The sequence below is a fragment of the Ralstonia sp. VS2407 genome (assembly GCF_052950655.1).
On record NZ_JBRFVG010000004.1, the window covers coordinates 186,619 to 206,945 of the forward strand.

At 63.8% G+C, this 20,327-nt stretch carries 14 protein-coding genes; 7 read left to right on the top strand and 7 right to left on the bottom strand.

Annotated elements, in window-relative coordinates; genetic code table 11:
• Positions 1-11: 11 nt before the first annotated feature.
• From ACU8YE_RS08770 to dnaE, 3 genes are all read right to left on the bottom strand, one after another.
• Positions 12-1,292, bottom strand: coding sequence for an O-antigen ligase family protein (locus ACU8YE_RS08770; protein ID WP_446928523.1), 1,281 nt, complete (start codon positions 1,290-1,292; stop codon positions 12-14).
• Positions 1,289-2,356 (bottom strand): glycosyltransferase family 4 protein, encoded by a 1,068-nt coding sequence (locus ACU8YE_RS08775; protein ID WP_232040609.1) that lies wholly within the window; start codon positions 2,354-2,356, stop codon positions 1,289-1,291. Before ACU8YE_RS08775 ends, ACU8YE_RS08770 begins: the two co-directional genes overlap by 4 nt.
• An 83-nt stretch (positions 2,357-2,439) precedes the next feature.
• Positions 2,440-5,958 carry a DNA polymerase III subunit alpha gene (gene dnaE / locus ACU8YE_RS08780; protein ID WP_446928524.1) on the bottom strand — a complete coding sequence of 1,173 codons (3,519 nt, stop codon included), beginning with the start codon at positions 5,956-5,958 and terminating at the stop codon, positions 2,440-2,442.
• 150 nt (positions 5,959-6,108) lie between these two features.
• Here dnaE and ACU8YE_RS08785 point away from each other — a divergent pair, with 150 nt between their 5' ends.
• Positions 6,109-6,957 carry a sulfurtransferase gene (locus ACU8YE_RS08785; protein WP_446928525.1) on the top strand — a complete coding sequence of 283 codons (849 nt, stop codon included), beginning with the start codon at positions 6,109-6,111 and terminating at the stop codon, positions 6,955-6,957.
• Positions 6,958-7,139: 182 nt separating this feature from the next.
• Here the strand turns inward: ACU8YE_RS08785 and ACU8YE_RS08790 are convergent, their stop codons facing one another.
• Entirely contained in the window at positions 7,140-7,712 is a 573-nt protein-coding gene (locus ACU8YE_RS08790) for a flavodoxin family protein (RefSeq protein WP_232040612.1), read from the bottom strand.
• Positions 7,713-7,790: 78 nt separating this feature from the next.
• Positions 7,791-8,489, bottom strand: coding sequence for a pirin family protein (locus ACU8YE_RS08795; protein ID WP_446928526.1), 699 nt, complete (start codon positions 8,487-8,489; stop codon positions 7,791-7,793).
• 106 nt (positions 8,490-8,595) lie between these two features.
• On the opposite strand from ACU8YE_RS08795, the gene ACU8YE_RS08800 reads away from it, so the two are divergent.
• Positions 8,596-9,498 carry a LysR substrate-binding domain-containing protein gene (locus ACU8YE_RS08800; RefSeq protein ID WP_232040614.1) on the top strand — a complete coding sequence of 301 codons (903 nt, stop codon included), beginning with the start codon at positions 8,596-8,598 and terminating at the stop codon, positions 9,496-9,498.
• A gap of 62 nt (positions 9,499-9,560) precedes the next feature.
• Complete coding sequence (gene gluQRS, locus ACU8YE_RS08805; RefSeq protein WP_232040615.1) at positions 9,561-10,496, top strand: tRNA glutamyl-Q(34) synthetase GluQRS; 936 nt, start codon at positions 9,561-9,563, stop codon at positions 10,494-10,496.
• Between the two features lie 48 nt (positions 10,497-10,544).
• Here gluQRS and ACU8YE_RS08810 read toward each other — a convergent pair whose 3' ends face one another.
• A complete protein-coding gene (locus tag ACU8YE_RS08810; RefSeq protein ID WP_392397746.1) occupies positions 10,545-12,026 on the bottom strand; it encodes a DEAD/DEAH box helicase in 1,482 nt (493 codons plus the stop codon).
• Between the two features lie 254 nt (positions 12,027-12,280).
• Here ACU8YE_RS08810 and ACU8YE_RS08815 point away from each other — a divergent pair, with 254 nt between their 5' ends.
• Positions 12,281-13,096 carry an MBL fold metallo-hydrolase gene (locus ACU8YE_RS08815; RefSeq protein ID WP_316869918.1) on the top strand — a complete coding sequence of 272 codons (816 nt, stop codon included), beginning with the start codon at positions 12,281-12,283 and terminating at the stop codon, positions 13,094-13,096.
• Here the strand turns inward: ACU8YE_RS08815 and ACU8YE_RS08820 are convergent.
• Positions 13,080-13,790 carry a TetR/AcrR family transcriptional regulator gene (locus tag ACU8YE_RS08820; protein WP_316869919.1) on the bottom strand — a complete coding sequence of 237 codons (711 nt, stop codon included), beginning with the start codon at positions 13,788-13,790 and terminating at the stop codon, positions 13,080-13,082. The genes ACU8YE_RS08815 and ACU8YE_RS08820 overlap by 17 nt on opposite strands.
• 200 nt (positions 13,791-13,990) lie before the next feature.
• Between ACU8YE_RS08820 and ACU8YE_RS08825 the strand changes: the two genes are divergently transcribed.
• From ACU8YE_RS08825 to ACU8YE_RS08835, 3 genes are read left to right on the top strand one after another with little or no spacing between them, the layout of a single operon-like run.
• Entirely contained in the window at positions 13,991-15,694 is a 1,704-nt protein-coding gene (locus ACU8YE_RS08825; RefSeq protein ID WP_446928527.1) for an AMP-binding protein, read from the top strand.
• 14 nt (positions 15,695-15,708) lie between these two features.
• Complete coding sequence (locus ACU8YE_RS08830) at positions 15,709-19,020, top strand: carboxyl transferase domain-containing protein (protein WP_446928528.1); 3,312 nt, start codon at positions 15,709-15,711, stop codon at positions 19,018-19,020.
• Positions 19,021-19,045: 25 nt separating this feature from the next.
• Positions 19,046-20,323, top strand: coding sequence for a branched-chain amino acid ABC transporter substrate-binding protein (locus tag ACU8YE_RS08835; protein ID WP_414560859.1), 1,278 nt, complete (start codon positions 19,046-19,048; stop codon positions 20,321-20,323).
• Positions 20,324-20,327 lie beyond the last annotated feature (4 nt).

Genomic DNA, 20,327 nt, shown 5'->3' on the forward strand with positions numbered 1-20,327 from the left:
CGAAAGCGATCTCAGAGAACAGGAGCGGCGCCAAGCTGCTGCCGGCGCCGATGAATATGCGCGGTGAATATGGCCACCATCACGCTGTAAAACACGACCGTCTGCGCGATGATCAGCATCACTTCGGTCAGCCCGAACAATACGAAACCGACACATAACGTGAGGCCCATCGCTCCCGTGGTGCGTAGGATGCGATCGTCGCACAGCGCAGCGCGCAGAAAGTACGCGGCAGGCACCAAGTACAGCGCCAACAATGCGCCGATGCCCAGCACGCCAAGCGTGGCGCCATTGTATAGAAACTCGTTGTGGGCATGCTCGAAGGCAGTCGCTTCCTGTGTGATCAGCCCCTCCGCATGAATCGTCTTGAGAGCGGGCTCGAATTGGCCTCTTCCCACCCCGGCTATTGGATGGCGCGTCAACATCAGCGTAGCCGCCTTCCAAAGTTGGAAGCGGATGCCGACCGAGGTATTGGTTTGACCTGCCTGATAGGCATGCAAATCACTGACTGCCTGATCGAAACGCGTACGAACCATATTCGACGATACGCATACCGCCGCCAACAGCGCGAAGAACACCAGCAAGGCGGACAAGCGCTTCTTCCAGCTCACATGGCGCAGCGTCGCCACGGCGATCAGCAGTAGTACGGGGATTGCAATCCATCCACCGCGCGACTGGGACAGGTACGACGCATAGAGCCCAGCGCCGCCTGCCACTCCGCGCAAGATAACAAGCAGCCAGCCGTCCCCCTTGGACCAACCAATAGAAATCAGAGAGAACAGCCCCATCAGCAACGATAGATTGCCGAAAGGGATCGTGTTGGCGAACGCGCCGATCTTGTCTGGCCGCCCCACACGCAACTCAAGGTAGGCCCACACAACCGACGCCAGTGCGCCTGCAACACATCCCCACTGCACACTCTCCAGCTGTTTAGGCCGCAATTTCAACAGCGCAAAAAGCGCCAATCCGAACAACCAAAGCCTGCCATAGGCAAACGGCACAGTGCGCGGCGCGGCCGGGTTCAGCTGCGCACTGACCAGCATCGCAGTCGGCATGGCGGCCATGGCCAGGATCAGCCACCGATGTTCGCGCCACATCGCGCGCAGTCGGTTCATGACTTCTGCAGGCGCGGCCAGCATCGACCAGAACGCGGCCACCAGCAGCAGCAAGAACGACAGGAACGCTGCGCCGCGCACCGACAGCATGAAAGCCGGGAGGATGGAGATTCCGAACACGGCCAGCGCCGCCGGCACACTGGATATCAGCGTCCGGCCACGTTGCATCGAGCCGTTCATCGCAATGCCCCCGCGCCAGGTGCAAGCGCCAGCAAGGCATCGATGTGCGCAGTGATGCTGGGGTCATAGCGCAGATGCTCACGCGGATTCGCCAGGCGCGCCTGGCCGGCCTGCGCACGGGCAACAGCGGCTTCAATCGTGCGCGCCAGCGTGGCTGGATCGTCGAGATCGAAGGTGGGCGCCCCTTCTTCCGAGATCACCTCGGTGCAGGCGATGTTGGCTGCCAGCACGGCCGGCGTACCGCACAGCACGGACTCCACGCCAATCAGCCCAAACGGCTCGTAGTGCGAAGCAAGGATTGTGTAGTCCGCCGCGCGGTAGACGTTCTCGATGTCCTTGCGGTATCCCAGGTAGCGGATGTTGGGCGAGGACGACGACACCGGCCGTCCGATCACCGCCAGTTGCACCGGCAAATCCGTCTTGGAGAAGAACGCCTCCAGCAGCGGATAGCCCTTGCGCTTGTGGCTCGACGAGGGGAACACAAACGTGACGCGGTCCTTTGCAAAGCCCAGCTCATCGCGCAGCCGCTGACGCTCGGCTTCGCTCACCGGCGAGAACTTCGTCTCGCTCACCGGCGGGTACACCGTCTTCACCTTGGCCGCCGGAATGTCGTAATAGTCGAGCACTTCCTGCGCCATCAGCCGCGAGTGCGCAACGACAACGTGCGAGCGGACATAGTCTCTGCGCTCCAGCGCGATCTGTTGGCGGTCCCAGAAGGCGGCCTCTTTGGAAAAGCTCTTGAGATAACCGACGTGCGTACCGCCGCAAATGGCGATATCGGATGCCCCTGTGCGGTTGCAGCCGATCATCAGATCGATGTGCTCCCGCTTGGCCAGATAGCGCACTAGCCAGCCGAACGCGTGGTCATTGAATTTGCCGGGCAGTTTGCGCGTGGGCAATGCAACTGCCTTGACCTGGCGGTATTCGGGAAGCGCCTTGTCCACCATCTTGGCGAAGAACACGGGACGGATGGCGCGCTCATGCAGGCCGCGCACCAGGTCCATCGCGTAGCGCTCGCTGCCGCCGCTGTAGCCCAGCGCGTTGCACGAGATTCCGACGTTCATGGATGCTCTAGTAATAATCGTATTGAGACTGCAGTCCTGCCGAGCGTACGCCCGGCGATGGCGCCCCCTGCGCCATCATCAGACTACTCGTACACCGTTGCCACGTTCTCGGCGTCCAGCGCCTGACGCAGCGCGGCGATGGCGTCCTCGCTCGGAACAATGCGCCAGGCGTCGCCGAGCACGGCTTCGCAGCGGGCCTGCTCGCAGACGTAGTTGATGCGCACCGAGACGCCATTGCCATCCGCCGCCACATGCGGCGAGAGCAGGTCGCGCAGCTTGGCCGCCGTTGAATCGCCGTTCATCGACAACCGGATGGCCCGCGCAAACTTGGCGCGCGCCTGGGTCATGTCCATGACCGATTCGGCCGTGACGCGCACGCCGCCAGTGAACATGTCGTGGCGGGCGCTGCCCTGCACGATCAGCACTTCGTCTTCCTTGAACAGCGCGCGATTGGCTTCGAACACTTCGTTGAAGACCGTGACTTCGGTGGCTTCGCTGGCGGAGCCGTCGTCGAGCATGACGATCAGCATCTTGCCGCGCTGGGTCATCTGCGTGCGCTGCCCGACGATCACGCCTGCCACGGTCTTGTTACGTGCGTCGCGGTTGCCGTAACCGCCGCCATTGCCCTTGTCGGTCACTTCGCGAGCCAGCTCGGCCAGCGTCGTGCGCGCAAAGCGGCGCACTTCGTCACGGCATTCGTCGAACAGGTGACCGGAAAGATAGAAACCGAGCGCCTGCTTTTCTTCCTGCAGCTTGCGCTTGGTCGACCAGGCCGGCTCGTCGACGAGTTCGGGGCGATGCTGCTCGGCATCGTCACCGCTCATCAGATCGAACAGCGACACTTGGTTGGCGGCCGCTGCCTTCTGCTCGGCGGCTTCCATGGCCAAGCCGATCGAAGCGAGCAGCTGTGCGCGGTTGGCGTTGAGGCTGTCGAAGGCGCCGGCGCGCACCAGCGCTTCGATAGTGCGGCGATTCACCTGGCGGCGGTCGACGCGCTCGCAGAAGTCGAACAAGTCCTTGAATGGGCCGTCTTCGCGTGCACGCAGGATGTCTTCGATCGCGCCCTGACCGCTGCCCTTCACGCCGCCCAGGCCGTAGCGGATGGTCTTGGCGTCGGTTGGGGCGAAGCGGTACTGGCTCGCGTTGATATCCGGCGGCAGCACGGTCAGGCCGTTCTTGCCCCGGGCATCGTCGTAGAGGATCTTCACCTTGTCGGTGTCGTCCATGGCGAGCGACATGTTGGCTGCCATGAATTCGGCCGGGTGATGCGCCTTGAGCCACGCAGTGTAATACGCCAGCAGCGCATAAGCGGCCGCGTGCGACTTGTTGAAGCCGTAGCCCGCGAACTTCTCCATCAGGTCGAAGATTTCGTCGGCCTTTTCGGTAGAGAGCCCATCCTTGGCCGCGCCCGCGCGGAACAGCGCGCGGTGCTCGGCCATTTCTTCGGCTTTCTTCTTACCCATTGCACGGCGCAGCAAGTCGGCGCCGCCGAGCGAGTATCCGCCCACGATCTGCGCCATCTGCATCACCTGCTCCTGGTAGACCATGATGCCGTAGGTCTCCTTGAGCACCGGCTCGACGCGCGGGTCGGGGTACTCGACCTTCTCGCGACCGTGCTTACGCGCGCAGAAGCTCGGAATCAGGTCCATCGGGCCTGGGCGATACAACGCTACCAGGGCGATGATGTCCTCAAAGCGGTCAGGTTTGGCGTCCTTCAGCATGCCCTGCATGCCGCGGCTTTCCAGCTGGAACACAGCGACCGTGTTGGCCGACTTCAGGATGTCGAACGCCTTCTTGTCCGTCAGCGGAATGTGACTGCAATTCCAATCTGCCTTGGACGGATCGAGCATGCGGATATAGCGCTCGGCCCAGTCGAGGATCGTGAGCGTGGTCAAGCCCAAGAAGTCGAACTTGACCAGGCCGACGGCTTCCACGTCGTCCTTGTCGTACTGGCTGACGACGCCGGCGTCTTCACCGCCTTGTGTGTAGAGGGGGCAGAAGTCGGTCAACTTGCCCGGGGCGATCAGCACACCGCCCGCGTGCATGCCGACGTTACGCGTCATGCCTTCCACGCGCTGTGCGAGTTCGAGGAGCTGCTTGACCTCTTCTTCGTTGGCTTCGCGCTCGGCCAGCAGCGGCTCTTCCTTCTTCGCTTCTTCGAGCGTGACGAGCTTGCCCGGCTTGAACGGGATCAGCTTGGCCACGCCGTCAACGAAGTTGTAGCCGAGGTCCAGCACGCGACCCACGTCACGCACCGCGGCCTTGGCGGCCATCGTGCCGAAGGTGGCGATCTGCGAGACGGCATCCTTGCCGTACTTTTCCTTCACGTACTGGATGACGCGGTCGCGGCCGTGCTGGCAGAAGTCGATGTCGAAGTCGGGCATCGACACACGTTCCGGGTTCAGGAAACGCTCGAACAGCAGGTTGTATTTGAGCGGGTCCAGATCGGTAATGCCCAGCGCATATGCCACCAGCGAACCGGCGCCCGAACCCCGGCCCGGCCCCACCGGCACGCCGTTGTTCTTCGCCCAGTTGATGAAGTCCGCAACGATCAGGAAGTAGCCCGGGAAGCCCATCTTGATGATGGTGCCGGTCTCGAATTCCAGACGGGCGTAGTACTCGGCGCGCTTGGATTCACGTACCGCCTCGTCGGGGAATAGCACTTCCATGCGCTTTTCCAACCCTTCCTTGGCAAGCTGGACGAGGTAGTCATCCAGCGACATGCCATCGGGCGTCGGGAACAGCGGCAGCTTGGGCTTGCCCAGTTCCAGCTTGAGGTTGCAGCGCTGCGCGATCTGCACCGCGTTGGCCAGCGCGGACGGAATGTCGGCAAACAGCGCGCACATCTCGTCCTGCGTCTTGAAATACTGTTCGGTCGTGAAACGGCGGGCACGACGCGGATTGGCAAGCAGCTCGCCCTCCGCAATGCAGGTGCGCGCTTCGTGGGCCGTGAAATCGTCCGGCGTCATGAACTGCACCGGATGCGTGGCCACCACCGGCAACTGCATGGCCGAGGCCAGCTTCACGGCTTGCTGGATGTAGGCCTCGGTACCGGCGTGCCCCGCGCGCTGCAGTTCGATGTAGAAAGCGCCCGGAAACACGCGCGACCAGTTCATCGCGAGCTTGCGCGCCAGCGCATCGTTTCCATTGGCCAGCGCCATGCCGATATCGCCCGCCATACCGCCGGAGAGCGCCAGCAGGCCGGTGGCCAGGGGGGCGTTTTCCACGCCAGGCTCATCAAACCATTCGGGGGCGATTTCCGCGCGGCCGCGATGTTGGTTGGAGAGCCACGCCCGTGCCAGCAACTGGCACAGGTTCAGGTAACCCTGCTTGTCACGCACCAGCAACAGCAGGCGTGTCGGTTTGTCGCGCTCGTCGTGATTGGTGATCCACACGTCGGCGCCGACGATAGGCTTCACGCCCTTGCCACGCGCTTCCTTGTAGAAGCGCACCAGCCCGAAGGCGTTGGCAAGATCGGTCAGCGCCAGGGCGCCCATGCCGTCTTTGGCGGCGGCCTTGACGGCATCGTCCAAACGGACGTTGCCATCGACGACGGAATATTCGGAGTGGAGACGGAGGTGGACGAAGCGCGGCGAATTCATCCGCGTATTGTACCGGGTGACACCTTCCGTAAAGCATTCCGGGCGTGCCCGGTTGACCATCGACAACCCCGCACGGCTGCGCGGGCGGCTATAATTTCGGCTTACGAATCAACGGGTTACCCAAGGCGCCAGAAAATGGCGCGGCAGCACATGCAGATCGTCAATATTTCCGCTTACAAATTCGTCACCCTCGATGACCGCGAGACCCTGCGCCCCGCCCTGCTGGCCGAGTGCCAGGCGCGCGAGTTGAAGGGCACCGTGCTGCTGGCGCCCGAGGGCATCAACATCTTCCTGGCCGGCTCGCGTGCGGCCATTGACGGCATCGTCAGCTGGCTGCGCGCCGACCCCCGTTTTGCTGACCTGGCACCGAAGGAAAGCCTGTCCGACCACCAGCCGTTCCGCCGCTTGCTGGTGCGCATGAAGAAAGAAATCATTACCATGCGCCACCCGCTGATCCGCCCGGAAGAGGGCCGCGCGCCGTCGGTTGCGCCGCCAGATCTCAAGCGCTGGCTCGATCAGGGCCACGATGACGAGGGCCGCCCCGTGGTGATGCTCGACACGCGCAACGACTATGAAGTTGCCGTCGGCACGTTCAAGAACGTCGTCGAATACAACCTCAAGAAATTCACTGAATTCCCGCCCGCCATTGCCGCGCACAAGGACGACTTTGCCGGCAAGACGGTCGTGTCGTTCTGCACCGGCGGCATCCGCTGCGAAAAGGCGGCGATCCACATGCAGGAGATCGGGGTCGAGCGCGTCTATCAGCTTGAAGGCGGCATCCTCAAATATTTCGAGGAAGTGGGCGGCGCCCATTACGACGGCGATTGCTTCGTGTTCGACCACCGCACCGCTCTGAATGCCGAACTGCTGCCGGCGGGCCCCAAGCAATGCTTCGCCTGCCGCGCCGTGGTCACGCCGGAAGAACAGCAATCTCCCGACTACATCCCAGGCCAGCGCTGCCCGCATTGCGCCGGCAGCCAAGCGCGCGCCGCTGCATGAAGCGCCTCGCCGCCCTCCTCCTCGTCACCACGATGTGCCTGACAGCATTGGCAGGCTGCGCGGCGAGCTGCGAGGGTGGCTCCAACCGCGGCGTGTTCTGCGGAGCAGGCACGCGGTTCTGACAGCGCTTTGCCCAACAAAAAACGCCGGACATGCCGGCGTTTTTCTTTGAGCGATCCGCTTTACTGACGGCCGCGCACAAACTGGTTGGTGATGGCAACAATGCGCTCGCCGAACAGCTTGGCGGTTTCCAGATCGCCCGGCAGCGGACCTTCTTCAGGGCTCGCATCCGACGGCGATTGCGCCAGCGCGCCACCAAAGCCCGCCAGATAGTTCACGTCATTGCGCGTGGCGGCCTTGCTGTTGGCCGGCATCATGCCCGTGCCAACCCAGATCATTCCGTGCTGCTGCGAGAGCGTCCACAGGTACTGGATCGACGCGTATTTGTCGCCGTTCATCGATGCAGAGTTCGTGAAACCCGCAGCGATCTTGTCCTTCCACGCGCCCGTGAACCAAGCCTTGGACGATGCATCGGCAAATTTCTTGAAGTCGCCCGAAACGCCGCCCATGTAGGTCGGCGCACCAAAGACGATCGTATCGACACCGGCCAGCAGCGCCCAGGTGTCGTCGTTGACGTCGGTGACCGAAATCAGATGCGCGTCAGCGCCGGCGCCTTGAATGCCTGCAAATACGGCCTCGGCCTGCTTCTTCGTGTGGCCATAACCGCTGTGATAAACAACTGCAACTCGTGCCATGGGAATCCTCTTGGGGTTGGGGTACCGCGGGGGAACAACGGAAAAGAAAAATGGCGCACACAGGGTGCGCCATGAACATTACGGCAGATCGAACACCAGCACTTCGCCACCTTCGCCGCCAGAGAGCGTCACCGCCTCTTCTTGCGTCAGCTTGGCTGCGTCGCCGCCAACCAGCGTGCGACCGTTAACGCTCACCTTGCCACGCACCACGTGCACATAAGCACGGCGGCCTGCGGCGATTGACAAGGACGCAGTTTCTGCGCCATCAAACTTGCCGGCGTAGAGCGCCATGTCCTGGTGGACTCTCACCGAACCATCACGACCATCGGCGCTAGCGATCAGGGCGAGCTTGCCGCGCTTGGCTGCCTCGTCGAAATGACGTTCTTCATAGCCCGGCGTGAGGTTCATTTGCGCGGGGAGCACCCAGATCTGCAGAAAATGCGTGGTCTGGTCCTGCGCGTGGTTGAACTCGGAGTGACGCACACCTGTCCCAGCCGTCATGCGTTGCACGTCGCCCGGGCGCAGCACGCTACCGTTGCCCATGCTGTCCTTGTGCGCCAACTCGCCGTCGAGCACGTAGCTGATGATTTCCATGTCACGGTGGCCGTGGGTGCCGAAGCCCATGCCGGCTGCGACGCGGTCTTCATTGATGACGCGCAACGGGCCGAACTGGACGTGCTCAGGGTCCATGTAATCGGCAAACGAGAAGCTGTGATACGACTTGAGCCAGCCGTGGTCTGCGTAACCGCGATCTTGAGAGGGGCGGATTTCAATCATTTTGATGAATCTCCTATCCGAATTACTGCGCCGATGTGTGAATGGTACGCAGATTGGCTATAGTTGAGCGGTACGGCTTTGATTCAATACATCAAAAATTCTGAACATGGCGCTATCGCTGGAATCTCTGGAAGTGCTGGACGCGATCGAACGCAAAGGCAGCTTTGCCGCCGCGGCGCACGAACTGGGCAAAGTGCCGTCAGCCCTCACCTATGTAGTGCGCAAGCTTGAAGACGATCTCGATGTCCTGCTGTTTGACCGACGGCGCCACCGGGCGGAACTCACGCCGGCTGGCCGTGCGCTGCTCGACGAAGGCCGTCACCTGCTGCAGGCCGCGGACGAACTCGCGCGCCGCGTCAAACGCCTTGCCACCGGATGGGAAGCCACGTTGACCATCGTAGTCGACGATCTCGTGCACTTTCGCGCACTCATGCCCGTCATCCAGGATTTCTACGCCGAAAACACCGCCACGCGATTGCGCTTCTGTCGGGAGGTGCTGGCCGGCACGTGGGACGCCCTTCTCTCCGGCCGCGCGGACTTGCTGATCGGGCCGGCACAGGTGATGCAGGTGCAGGGTATCCAGACGCGCACGGTGGGCAACATCCCGTTCATCTTTGCGGTGGCGGCGCATCACCCGTTGGCGCAAATGGACGAGCCGTTGCCGGCAACTGCCATCACGCGACATCGCATCGTTGCCGTGGGAGATACATCGCGCAATCTGCCCGCACGCACCATCGGTGTGATGGCTGGACAAGACACGCTGGTCGTGCCGTCCATGGCAGACAAGGTGCAGGCGCAGATTCGTGGCCTGGGCTGCGGCTGGCTGCCGGTGCCCCTGGCGCAACCGTATCTGGATTCCGGCGTGCTGATCGCCAAGGAAACCACCGAAGACAAGCGTGCGGGCACGTTTCAGGTTGCGTGGCGCAACAACATGCGCGGCAAGGCGCTGCAATGGTGGGTCGACAAGCTGGAAGACCCGCGCCTGGGGCAGGCCCTGATGATGCAGTAGGGGCCTCGTGCGGACAAATCGCGCACAATAGCGGCATCGGCTTCTGAGCCTGGAGCGTTGCGTTGTCCCAAGCCAATCTCGATTTTCCGGAATCCACCAATGCCTCGCGGGGCCAATACCGCGGCCGCTTTGCGCCCTCGCCCACGGGGCCGTTGCATATCGGCTCGCTGGTCACCGCGCTGGCAAGCTGGCTGGATGCACGTGTACATGGCGGCACGTGGCTCGTGCGCATTGAAGACATCGACTTCCAACGCAACGTGCCCGGCGCCGATCGCGACATCCTCGCCACGCTGGATGCGCTCGGGCTCATTCCCGACGAAGCCCCGCAGTGGCAGAGTACGCACCTATCCCGCTTTGAACAGGCGCTGGAGCAACTGCAGGCCAGCGGCAGCCTCTACCCGTGCGGCTGCACGCGCCGTGAGATTGCGGATTCCGTCACCAGCATCGACGCCAACGGCCACGTGCGTCACCAGACCCTGATCTATCCCGGCACGTGCCGCAACGGACTGCACGGCCGCCCGCCGCGCGCTTGGCGCGTGCGTGTGCCGGATGCCGACGCCGCCACCATCTGCTTCAACGATCGCTGGCAAGGCACGCAATGCCAGAACCTGGCTGAAGCCGTAGGCGACTTTGTGCTCAAGCGCGCAGACGGCATGTGGGCGTACCAGATTGCGGTGGTGGTGGACGATGCGACGCAAGGGATCACGGATGTCGTGCGCGGTGCCGACCTGCTCGACTCGACGCCGCGCCAGATCTACCTGCAACAGCTGCTGGGGCTGCCCGCGCTGCGCTACCTGCACGTGCCCGTGGTGGTGAACGCCGACGGCGAGAAACTCAGCAAGCAGACGGGCGCGCGCGCCATCAGCCGCAATCAACCGCTGGCCGCGTTGACGGAAGCGGCCCAACACCTGGGGCTGGACATTCGCGCGGGGGATGTGGAGGGGTTCTACCGGGACGCCGTCCCGGCATGGGCCAATCGCCTGGCACAACCGGCCTGATGCAATTGACCCTGGCGGCGGGAGCACCGCCGTCTTGGGTCGACTGACTTAGCGCTTACGCGGCACGCCGCCGAGCAGCGCCGCGATCGGGCGCTTGGCACTGCGCGGATGTCCGGTCGCTTGTGCCGGCTTGGCAGCCTCTGCCGACTCCGCCGGCAGAGACGATTCGTACGGGCGATTGAAGAACGGGTCGTCCGATGGGCGGAATGCCGGGCGCACGATGGTGTGATCGAGCACGCGGGCGCCATTACGCTCATCGCGCTCACGGGCGCGGCGGACTTCTCCGCGGGCACGCTTCTCGTCTCGCTCACGACGTTCACGGTCACGCGCCTGCTCGCCGGTCGGATCGAAATCAGCGAGTTGCTCGCGTGGCAGGTTGCGCTTGATCAGCTTTTCGATGTCGGCCAGGAAACGCTCATCGCCCGGCGCGAACAGCGACAGTGCATCACCGGAAGCACCGGCACGGCCCGTGCGGCCGATACGGTGCACGTAGTCTTCCGCGTTGAACGGGAGGTCGAAGTTGATCACGCACGGCATCTGCGAGATGTCGAGACCGCGCGCCGCCACGTCGGTGGCCACCAGCACGTCAACGGTACCTTGCTTGAATGCTTCAAGCGTTTGCATGCGCTCGGTCTGCGTCTTGTCACCGTGGATGGCGTTGGCGTTGATGCCTTCGCGCTCCAGCGCGCGCGCCAGGCGCGAGCAGCCGATCTTGCTGTTGGAGAACACGATGCACTGGCGCGGAAGACCTTGATCCGCACGCTGCTTCAAGAGGTGCACGAGCGCCGCTTGCTTGTGGTTGTCCGGCACCGTGTAGATGACCTGGCGGACGTTCTCTGCCGTGGCGTTGCTGCGTGCCACTTCAATGGTTTGCGGATGACGCAGGTAGCTCGCGGCCAGCTTCTTGATCTCCGGCGAAAACGTGGCCGAGAACAGCAGCGTCTGGCGGTGAGCCGGCAGCAGGTTGATGATGCGCTGCAGGTCGGGCAGGAAGCCCATGTCGAGCATGCGGTCGGCTTCGTCCAGCACCAGCATGCGCACTTGCGACAGGTTCACGCTGCGCTGCTGCACGTGATCGAGCAGACGACCCGGCGTGGCAACGAGGATTTCCACGCCGCGGCGCAATTGCTCGGTCTGCGGGTTCATGTCGACACCGCCGAACACGACGGCGCAGCGCAGCGCCGTGTACTTCGCGTACTTGGCGACGTTGTCATATACCTGGTCGGCAAGCTCGCGCGTGGGCGTGAGAATCAGCGCCCGCACCGGGTGGCGCGCCGGCGACGCGCTCGTGTTGGCGTCGGGCAGCAGGTTGTGGATGATCGGCAGCGAGAAACCGGCGGTCTTGCCGGTGCCGGTTTGTGCGGCGCCCATGACGTCGCGACCGGCGGTCACCACCGGAATGGCGGCGGCCTGAATGGGTGTGGGCTTGGTGTAACCGCTTTCGGTCAGCGCGCGGAGGACGTCCGGATGCAGGCCGAAGCTGTCGAATGTCACCGATTCATTGGCCGGCGCTTCTGACGCTTCAGACATCGTTGCAGTATTCATAGGGGGAGATGCGGCATGCCGGTTGGCATGGCGGCGCGCCAGACCCAAGCGGACGATCCCGCGTGCGGCTCGCGCAAAGCGTTAAAAATCAAAAGTTTATCACGTGACACCCGGCCCGGGACGGATGACAGGGTCGCCCGGGCCACTGCCGGCACCACGGCTGCCTTGACACGGATCAAGTGTGACGGGCACGCGCTGCGCGACCATCGAAACATTCCAACCGCGCGCCGCCCTCTCCCATGGTCACCACGCTCTACGAAACGCCCGAGCACGTCTGCCTGATGTTTTCGGATCTGGTCGACGATCACGACGACCTGCCGGTGCAGACGAACCAGTTCCTCATCGTCGATCACGGCCACGGCGCGCTGATCGATCCGGGCGGTCAGATGACCTACAACGCGCTGTTTTTGGCGATGAACCGGTACTTTCCGCCCAAGCAGCTCGACTACGTGCTGGCCTCGCATGCAGACCCCGACATCGTCGCCTCGGCAGGACGGTGGCTGACAAGCTCAAGCTGCGACATCCTGATCTCCCGCGTGTGGGAACGCTTTCTGCCGCACTTCTGCAGCGTCGGCAAGACCGAGGGCCGCATCGTGCCGATCCCGGATACGGGCATGGCGATTCCGCTGGGGCAATCGCATCTGTTGGCAGTGCCGGCGCACTTCCTGCATTCGGAAGGCAATTTCCAGTTCTACGATCCGGTGTCGCGCATCCTGTTCTCGGGCGATCTGGGGGCCTCGATGGTGCACGCCAATGTGGCCGCCAAGCCCGTGGAAGATTTTGACGCGCACCTGCCGCTGATGGCGCCCTTCCACCGCCGCTACATGAGCGGCAACCGCGTGTGCCGGCTGTGGGCGCAGATGGTGCGAGGGCTCGATATTGAATGGATCGTGCCGCAGCACGGCCAAGCCTTCCGTGGCAAAGCCATGGTCAACCGGTTCATCGAATGGGTTGAGACGCTCGACTGTGGCATCGACCTGATGACGCCCGAAGTCTTCCGCCTGCCTGCGTTGCCGAAGGCGCCGGCCAGCGCGGCGCTCAAGACGCGCGTTTAGCGCCAGATGCCGGGGCGGCCGGCAAAATGATCTTCATCATGGCGCCCGACAGCTCCACCGCCAGCACCTCGGCATCGATGCGCGACGGGTCATGCCAGGTGTACATGAAACCCATGACGCCGCCCATCGAGTGCGCGGCGACGCGCGCATCGCCAAAGTCAAACACGCCGGCGCGCTTGCCCTCGTCGAGCAGCGCATAGAGATCGCGGTAATACGCCCGCGACATGCCGTGCAGCCACTCCACCGTTTCGGGGCGCAGGTATTGCCGATCGCGATACGTCAGCGCAGCGGCGTAATGGCAGGCAATGCAGCGGCGCGCCATTTCCAGCAGACACGCCTGCAAACGCTCTCGCACTGGCAGCGCCGGATCGGCCGTCTCGCGGATGGCCGACAGGCAGATCTGCGCGGCCTCACGGCAAAGGATGTCGAAGATCTCGTACTTGTCGGTGAAGTAGTAGTACACCGCCGGCTTGGTCACCCCGAGCGCGTTGCAGAGGTCGCTCATCGTCATGCCGGCATAGCCTTTGGTGAAGAAAAGCTGCGCGGCCGTGTCGAGAATCTGCCGGCGGCGGGCCTCCTGCCGCTCGGCGATGTGCGGGCGCGTGGCCGGCGATGCGACGCCAGAGGCTTCGGGGGCCTCGGATTCACCAGACGGTTGCACGTCGGGAACGACAGATTTGCGGACGATGGACATGGCGCATATTTTCGCATGCCGCCCGCGTATGCGCCGTGGCATACGCGCATCTGGCGACATCATTGCTCTTAAATGCTTGACGCATCAAAGAACGCTTTCTATATTCTTACCCGTTGGTATAAAAAATTACTTTTTAGTATAGAGAGTGCGGCGCCGCTGTGCGCACGCACTGCACAACCCAACGGAGACAAGCTTTGGCGATGGACGAGTCCGAGTATCTCGGCCGCGTTCGCGCGCTCTGGGCGCGCGCATGGCCGGTGGATACCCCACGTGAGCCGCATTATCCAATCGGGCGCGTAGCCCTCACCGACTACCTGCGGCACTGGGCACGCACCACGCCAGACAAACCGGCCATCCACTTCTACGGGCACGACACAACGTTCGCCCAGCTTGACGATCTCTCCGACCGCTTTGCCGCGCTGCTCGCGCAACACGGCATCGGCACTGGAGACCGCGTTGCGGTGTTCCTGTCAAACTGCCCGCAATTCAATGCGGTGTTTTTCGGCATCCTCAAACTGGGTGCTGTGTATGTGCCGATCAGCCCGCTGTCGCAGCGCGCCGAGCTGATGCATGCACTGAGCGACGCCACACCGCGGGCCATCGTCGCGCTGGATCGCCTCATGCCCCTGGTGCGTGACGTGCGTACCGAAACATCGATCGAGCACGTTTTCGTCACCCGTTACGCAGACGTGCTGCCCGCGGAGCCGACGCTGCCGCTCCCCGCAATGCTGACCGAACCGCCGGTGGCCTGCGACGATGCGATCGACTTGTTGCCCGCATTGGCACAGACCACGCCGATTCCCCTGCCGCCTGCCTCACTCGATACAGTTGCCGCGCTCAACTACACCGGCGGCACGACGGGGCTGCCGAAGGGCTGCATCCACACGCAGGGCGACATGGTGGATATGGCCGCCGCGTTCTCGGCCGTGTCGCTGCGCGCGGATGCCGACACCGTCATGCTCAGCTTCTATCCGCAGTTCTGGATTGCGGGCGAGAACACCGGTCTGATCTTCCCTGCCTTCCTTGGCGTACCGCTGGTGTTGCTGGCGCGCTGGGATGCCGAGGCCTTCATGGCTGGCGTGCAGCGCTACCGCGTGACCAATGGCTCGATGCTGGTCGACAGCGCCGCCGAGGTGATGGCGCATCCTCGTGTGCATGCCTACGACTTACGCTCGCTGCGGCATACGGGCGTGTCGTCGTTCGTAAAAAAGCTCAACCCCGAGTACCGCCGTGCGTGGCGTGAACTGACCGGCTCGATGATGGCCGAGAGCGCCTGGGGCATGACGGAAACGCAGACCTGCAACAGCTTCACGGTCGGCATGCAGGACGACGATTTCGACCTCCGGTCACAACCGATTTTCGTGGGTCTGCCGGTGCCGGGCACCGACTTCAAGATCTGCGATTTCGACACGCACGAGCTGATGCCGATCGGCGCCGAAGGCGAACTCTGCGTACGCACGCCGACGCTGCTCAAAGGCTACTGGAACAAGCCGGACGCCACCGCGCAAACCCTGCGCAACGGCTGGTTTCACACCGGCGACATCGGCTGCATCGACGAACAGGGATACGTGCACTACCTAGGCCGCCGCAAGGAGATGCTCAAGGTCAACGGCATGAGCGTATTTCCGGCGGAGATCGAAGCCATGCTCGGCAAGCATCCGGCCATCCTCGGTTCTGCCGTGGTGGGCCGCGCCGACGAACAACGCGGCCAGCTTCCCGTCGCCTTCGTGATGCTGCGGCCCGAGGCCGTGGGCACATTGGATGACGCCACCCTTACCAGTTGGTGCCGCGAGAACATGGCCGTCTACAAGGTGCCCATCGTGCGCATCGTCGATGCACTTCCCCTCACGGCCACCGGCAAGGTGCGCAAGCAGGACCTCGCACCACTCGCTGAACAGATCTAACCCACACCCGTTCCATGACGTTTCGCAAACTGCTCATCGCCAATCGCGGCGAGATCGCCATTCGCATTGCCCGCGCAGCCGCCACGATCGGCTTGCCCTCGGTCGCCGTCTATTCCGAAGACGATCGCGACGCGCTGCATCCACTACGCACCGATGAAGCTGCGCCCTTGCCCGGCACCGGCGCACGCGCATATCTCGACGGTGCGGCCATCCTTGCGGCCGCACGCGCCGTCGGCGCCGATGCGGTCCACCCCGGCTATGGCTTTCTGAGCGAGAGCGCCGCCTTCGCGCGCGAGTGCGCACAGGCCGGGGTGCAGTTCATCGGACCATCACCGCGCGTGCTCGAACTCTTCGGCGATAAGGCTCGTGCGCGGGCGCTTGCGCACGAGGCAGGCATTCCCATCGTCAGCGGCACACAAGGCGCGACCACGCTGGACGATGCCCGCGCCTTCTTCGCCGCGCTGCCGCCCTCGCACGGCATGATGATCAAGGCCGTGGCCGGCGGCGGCGGACGCGGCATGCGTGCCGTGCACGATGCGCAGGCGATTGCCGACGCGTATGCACGCTGCGTATCTGAAGCCACTGCCGCAGGTGGTGGCGGGGACGTCTATGTGGAAGCGCTGGTGCCCTCGCCGCGCCATATCGAAATCCAGATCGTTGCAGACGCGCATGGCCACGTTGTGCACCTCGGTGAGCGTGAATGCAGCCTGCAGCGACGTCACCAGAAGCTGATTGAGATTGCGCCCAGCCCCGCGCTGGACGAGGCGCTGCGTGCGCGCATTGCCGATGCTGCCGTCACGCTCGCCAAAGCGGCAGGCTACACCGGCATCGGCACGATCGAGTTTCTCGTGGAAGGCGCGGGCAAGCCGCACGCCACTTTCTACTTCATGGAAGCCAACCCGCGCGTGCAAGTCGAGCACACCGTCACGGAAATGGTGACGGGTGTCGACCTGGTCGTGACACAGCTGGCACTGGCGCAAGGTGCGTCGCTCACGGATTTGGGGCTTGACCGACCCATCGCACCGCGCGGCCATGCCGTGCAAGTGCGCATCAATGCCGAGACCATCGATGCATCAGGACAACCGCATCCGTCCACCGGCACGCTCATCGCATTCGAACCACCGAATGGCCCAGGCGTGCGCGTCGACACCTGCGGTTACGCGGGCTACCGTCCGAATCCGCGCTTCGACTCGCTGCTGGCCAAACTGATCGTCCACGCGCCGCACGGCACGTATGCGCAGACGCTGGCACAGACGTACCGCGCGCTGTGCGAATTCCGCATTGAAGGGCTGGCCACCAACAAGCGGCTGCTGCAGGACCTGCTGCGCGACGCCGACGTGCAGGCCAACGCTGTGCACACGCAGTTCCTCGATGTAAAGCTCGCCGACTTGGCCGCCGGCAACAGCGAAGCGCATCCCGCACTGCACGCCACATCGGTCGCCACCCCCGACCTGACGCCCGCAACGTCATTCCTCGATGAGCTTCCTGACGACGCTGAAGTGCTCACTGCCCCAATGGATGGCGCGCTCATCCAGATCCACGCAGAAGCCGGCGCCATGGTTGCGCGCGGCGACGTGCTGGCCGTGATTGAAGCGATGAAGATGGAGCACGTCGTCATCGCGCCTGCAGCCGGTCGTGTGCTGCAGGTCTGCGCGCAGTCGGGCGCAACGGTGCGCGAAGGCCAGCCGCTGGCCGTGCTGCAGCCCGATGACGCACAACATGACGCCGCAGCCGCCGATACCGAGATCGACCTCGACCGCATTCGCCCCGACCTGCAGGCCGTCATCGACCGCCATGCATTCGGCCTCGACGCGAACCGCCCCGAGGCCGTTGCCCGCCGCCGCAAGACCGGCCAGCGCACCGCGCGCGAGAACATCGCCCACCTGTGCGACGCCGGCTCATTCATCGAGTACGGCGCGCTCGCCATCGCTGCGCAACGTCAACGGCGCGCGCTCGATGACCTGATTCGCTCCACACCGGCTGACGGCATCATCACCGGCATCGGCACCGTCAACGGCGCGCACTTTCCCGATCAGGATGCGCGCTGCATGGTGCTCGCGTACGACTACACCGTGCTGGCCGGCACGCAAGGCACCTTCAATCACAAGAAGACCGACCGGGCGCTGGAGCTGGCGCAGCAGTGGAAGCTGCCCGTCGTGCTGTTTGCCGAAGGGGGGGGCGGCCGGCCGGGCGACACTGAAAAGCGTGGCGTCAGCGGCCTGGACTGTCCGACCTTCATCCAATTCGCGCGTCTTTCGGGGCTGGTGCCGACCATCGGTATCGTCTCGGGCCGCTGCTTTGCGGGCAATGCCGCGCTGCTCGGCTGCGCAGACGTGATCATCGCCACGCGCGACGCGACCATCGGCATGGGCGGCCCGGCCATGATTGAAGGCGGCGGCCTTGGCGTCTACGCGCCCGAAGAGGTCGGCCCCGTGAGCGTGCAGGCGCCGAACGGCGTGATCGACGTGCTCGTCGAAGACGAGACCGAAGCGGTCGACGCCGCGCGCCGCTATCTGAGCTATTTCCAGGGGGCGCTCACCCACTGGGAAGCCGGCGATGTGCGCCACCTGCGCCATGTGATTCCCGAAAACCGCATGCGCAGCTATGACATGCGCGCCGTGATCGATGCATTGGCCGACACGGGTTCGGTTCTGGAACTGCGTCAGGCGTTTGGCGTGGGCATCATCACCGCGCTGATCCGCATTGAAGGGCGCGCCTTCGGCTGTATCGCCAACAACCCACGTCATCTGGGCGGCGCCATCGATTCCGCCGCCGCCGACAAGGCTTCACGCTTCATGCAGTTGTGCAACGCGTTCGATCTGCCCATCGTCTCGCTGTGCGACACACCAGGTTTCATGGTCGGGCCGGACGCGGAAAAGACCGCCACCGTGCGCCACGTCAGCCGCATGTTCGTGACGGCGGGCAACTTGCGTGTGCCCTTCTTCACCGTCGTGCTGCGCAAAGGCTATGGCCTCGGGGCAATGGCCATGGCCGCGGGCGGTTTCCACGCGCCGTTCTTCACCGCGTCGTGGCCGAGTGGCGAGTTTGGCGGCATGGGCATCGAAGGCGCCATCCGCCTGGGTTATCGCAAAGAGCTGGAAGCGGTGGAAGACCTTGCCGAGCGCGAGGCGCTGTTCCGCAAGATGGTCGATGCCGCCTACGAGGAAGGCCGCGCGCTCAACATCGCCAGTTATCTCGAAATCGACGCCGTGATCGACCCGGCCGATACGCGCCGCTGGCTGTTGCGCGGGCTGCAATCGACGCCGCCTGCGCAGCCGCGGCACGCACGCGACCCCGCCACACGCCGCTTCATCGACACCTGGTAGCCGAGAACACACACAAGGAGGAGACATGCCCGCAGCGATCCGCTTTGCCCGTCTGTTATCCGCATCGGCCTGTGCGGCAACGTTACTGTTCGCACACCCGACCTACGCCGCCGACACGGCGCCAATCAAAGTGGCGTTCATCGATCAGCTGAGCGGGCCGCTCTCGAATGTGGGCGAGCAGTTTCTGGCGAATCTGAAACTCGGCATCGACGACGCCAATGCGCAACCGCAAGGCGTGCTGAATGGTGCGCGCTACGAGCTGTCGACCTACGACAATAAGCTCTCGGCGCAAGACAGTCTGTCGGCGCTGCAGAGCGCCATCGACGCCGGTGCGAAGATCGTCTTCACCGGCGGCTCGGGCTCCTCCGTCGTGGCCGCCATGGTGGATGCGGCCACCAAGCACAACGAGCGCAATCCGAACAGCCGCGTGCTGATCATCAACTACGCGTCGATCGACCCTGACCTGACCGGCGCGCATTGCAGCTTCTGGCATTTCGCCACCGAGGCCAACACGGCGATGAAGATGCGCGCGCTGGCCAACTTCGTGAAGACGCAGCCCGATATCCGCAAGGTCTATTCATTGAACCAGGACTACGCGCACGGCCGGCTGTGGGCGTCGTTGGGCAAGCAGATGATCTCGTCCGCACGGCCCGACGTGCAGTTCACCGGAGAGACGCTGCACCCGATCGGCAAGGTGAAGGATTTCGCGCCGTACGTCTCGAAGGCCAAGGCGACGGGCGCAGACACACTCCTCACCGGCAACTGGGGGCAAGACCTGAACCTGCTCATCAAGGCCGCCGGCGACATGAGCTACGACGTACGCTATCTGAACCACAGTGGCGCGGGCGCGCCGGGCACCGTGCTTGCCGTATCGCAGGCCAAGATCGGCAAGGTGACCTGGGTGTCGGAATGGACGCCCGGCAATGGCAACGCGCAACTGATGCAGATGGATGCGCGCGTACGGCAGACGCCCGCTGGGGAGCACTTCGCGCCGCGCACTGTGTTGTCCGTCGAACTGGTGACGGACGCCATCCGCAAAGCCAATTCGACCGATCCGCTAAAGATTGCGCTGGCGCTGGAAGGCATGCAGAAGCAGAGCTTTCTCGGCGACGTCACGATGCGCAAGGTCGACCACCAGTTGCTGCTCCCGCAAGTAGTCTCGACGATCGCGCCGGTGGACGGAAAGGCCGTCAAGGTCGGCTACGACGGCACCCAATGGGGCCACAAGACGGAGAGCACGACCGCGGCCAAAGACCTGGATCTGCCGACCACTTGCAAGATGAAGCGGCCGGCAGGCGCTTAATCGA

Excerpts from the sequence above, each read along its gene's own strand:
- ACU8YE_RS08775 (WP_232040609.1), bottom strand. The coding sequence starts at position 2,356 with ATGAACGTCGGAATCTCGTGCAACGCGCTGGGCTACAGCGGCGGCAGC.
- ACU8YE_RS08825 (WP_446928527.1), top strand. The coding sequence starts at position 13,991 with ATGGACGAGTCCGAGTATCTCGGCCGCGTTCGCGCGCTCTGGGCGCGC.
- ACU8YE_RS08770 (WP_446928523.1), bottom strand. The coding sequence starts at position 1,292 with ATGAACGGCTCGATGCAACGTGGCCGGACGCTGATATCCAGTGTGCCG.
- ACU8YE_RS08820 (WP_316869919.1), bottom strand. The coding sequence starts at position 13,790 with ATGTCCATCGTCCGCAAATCTGTCGTTCCCGACGTGCAACCGTCTGGT.
- ACU8YE_RS08830 (WP_446928528.1), top strand. The coding sequence starts at position 15,709 with ATGACGTTTCGCAAACTGCTCATCGCCAATCGCGGCGAGATCGCCATT.
- ACU8YE_RS08800 (WP_232040614.1), top strand. The coding sequence starts at position 8,596 with ATGGCGCTATCGCTGGAATCTCTGGAAGTGCTGGACGCGATCGAACGC.
- ACU8YE_RS08810 (WP_392397746.1), bottom strand. The coding sequence starts at position 12,026 with ATGTCTGAAGCGTCAGAAGCGCCGGCCAATGAATCGGTGACATTCGAC.
- ACU8YE_RS08795 (WP_446928526.1), bottom strand. The coding sequence starts at position 8,489 with ATGATTGAAATCCGCCCCTCTCAAGATCGCGGTTACGCAGACCACGGC.
- dnaE (WP_446928524.1), bottom strand. The coding sequence starts at position 5,958 with ATGAATTCGCCGCGCTTCGTCCACCTCCGTCTCCACTCCGAATATTCC.
- ACU8YE_RS08815 (WP_316869918.1), top strand. The coding sequence starts at position 12,281 with ATGGTCACCACGCTCTACGAAACGCCCGAGCACGTCTGCCTGATGTTT.
- ACU8YE_RS08835 (WP_414560859.1), top strand. The coding sequence starts at position 19,046 with ATGCCCGCAGCGATCCGCTTTGCCCGTCTGTTATCCGCATCGGCCTGT.
- ACU8YE_RS08785 (WP_446928525.1), top strand. The coding sequence starts at position 6,109 with ATGCAGATCGTCAATATTTCCGCTTACAAATTCGTCACCCTCGATGAC.
- ACU8YE_RS08790 (WP_232040612.1), bottom strand. The coding sequence starts at position 7,712 with ATGGCACGAGTTGCAGTTGTTTATCACAGCGGTTATGGCCACACGAAG.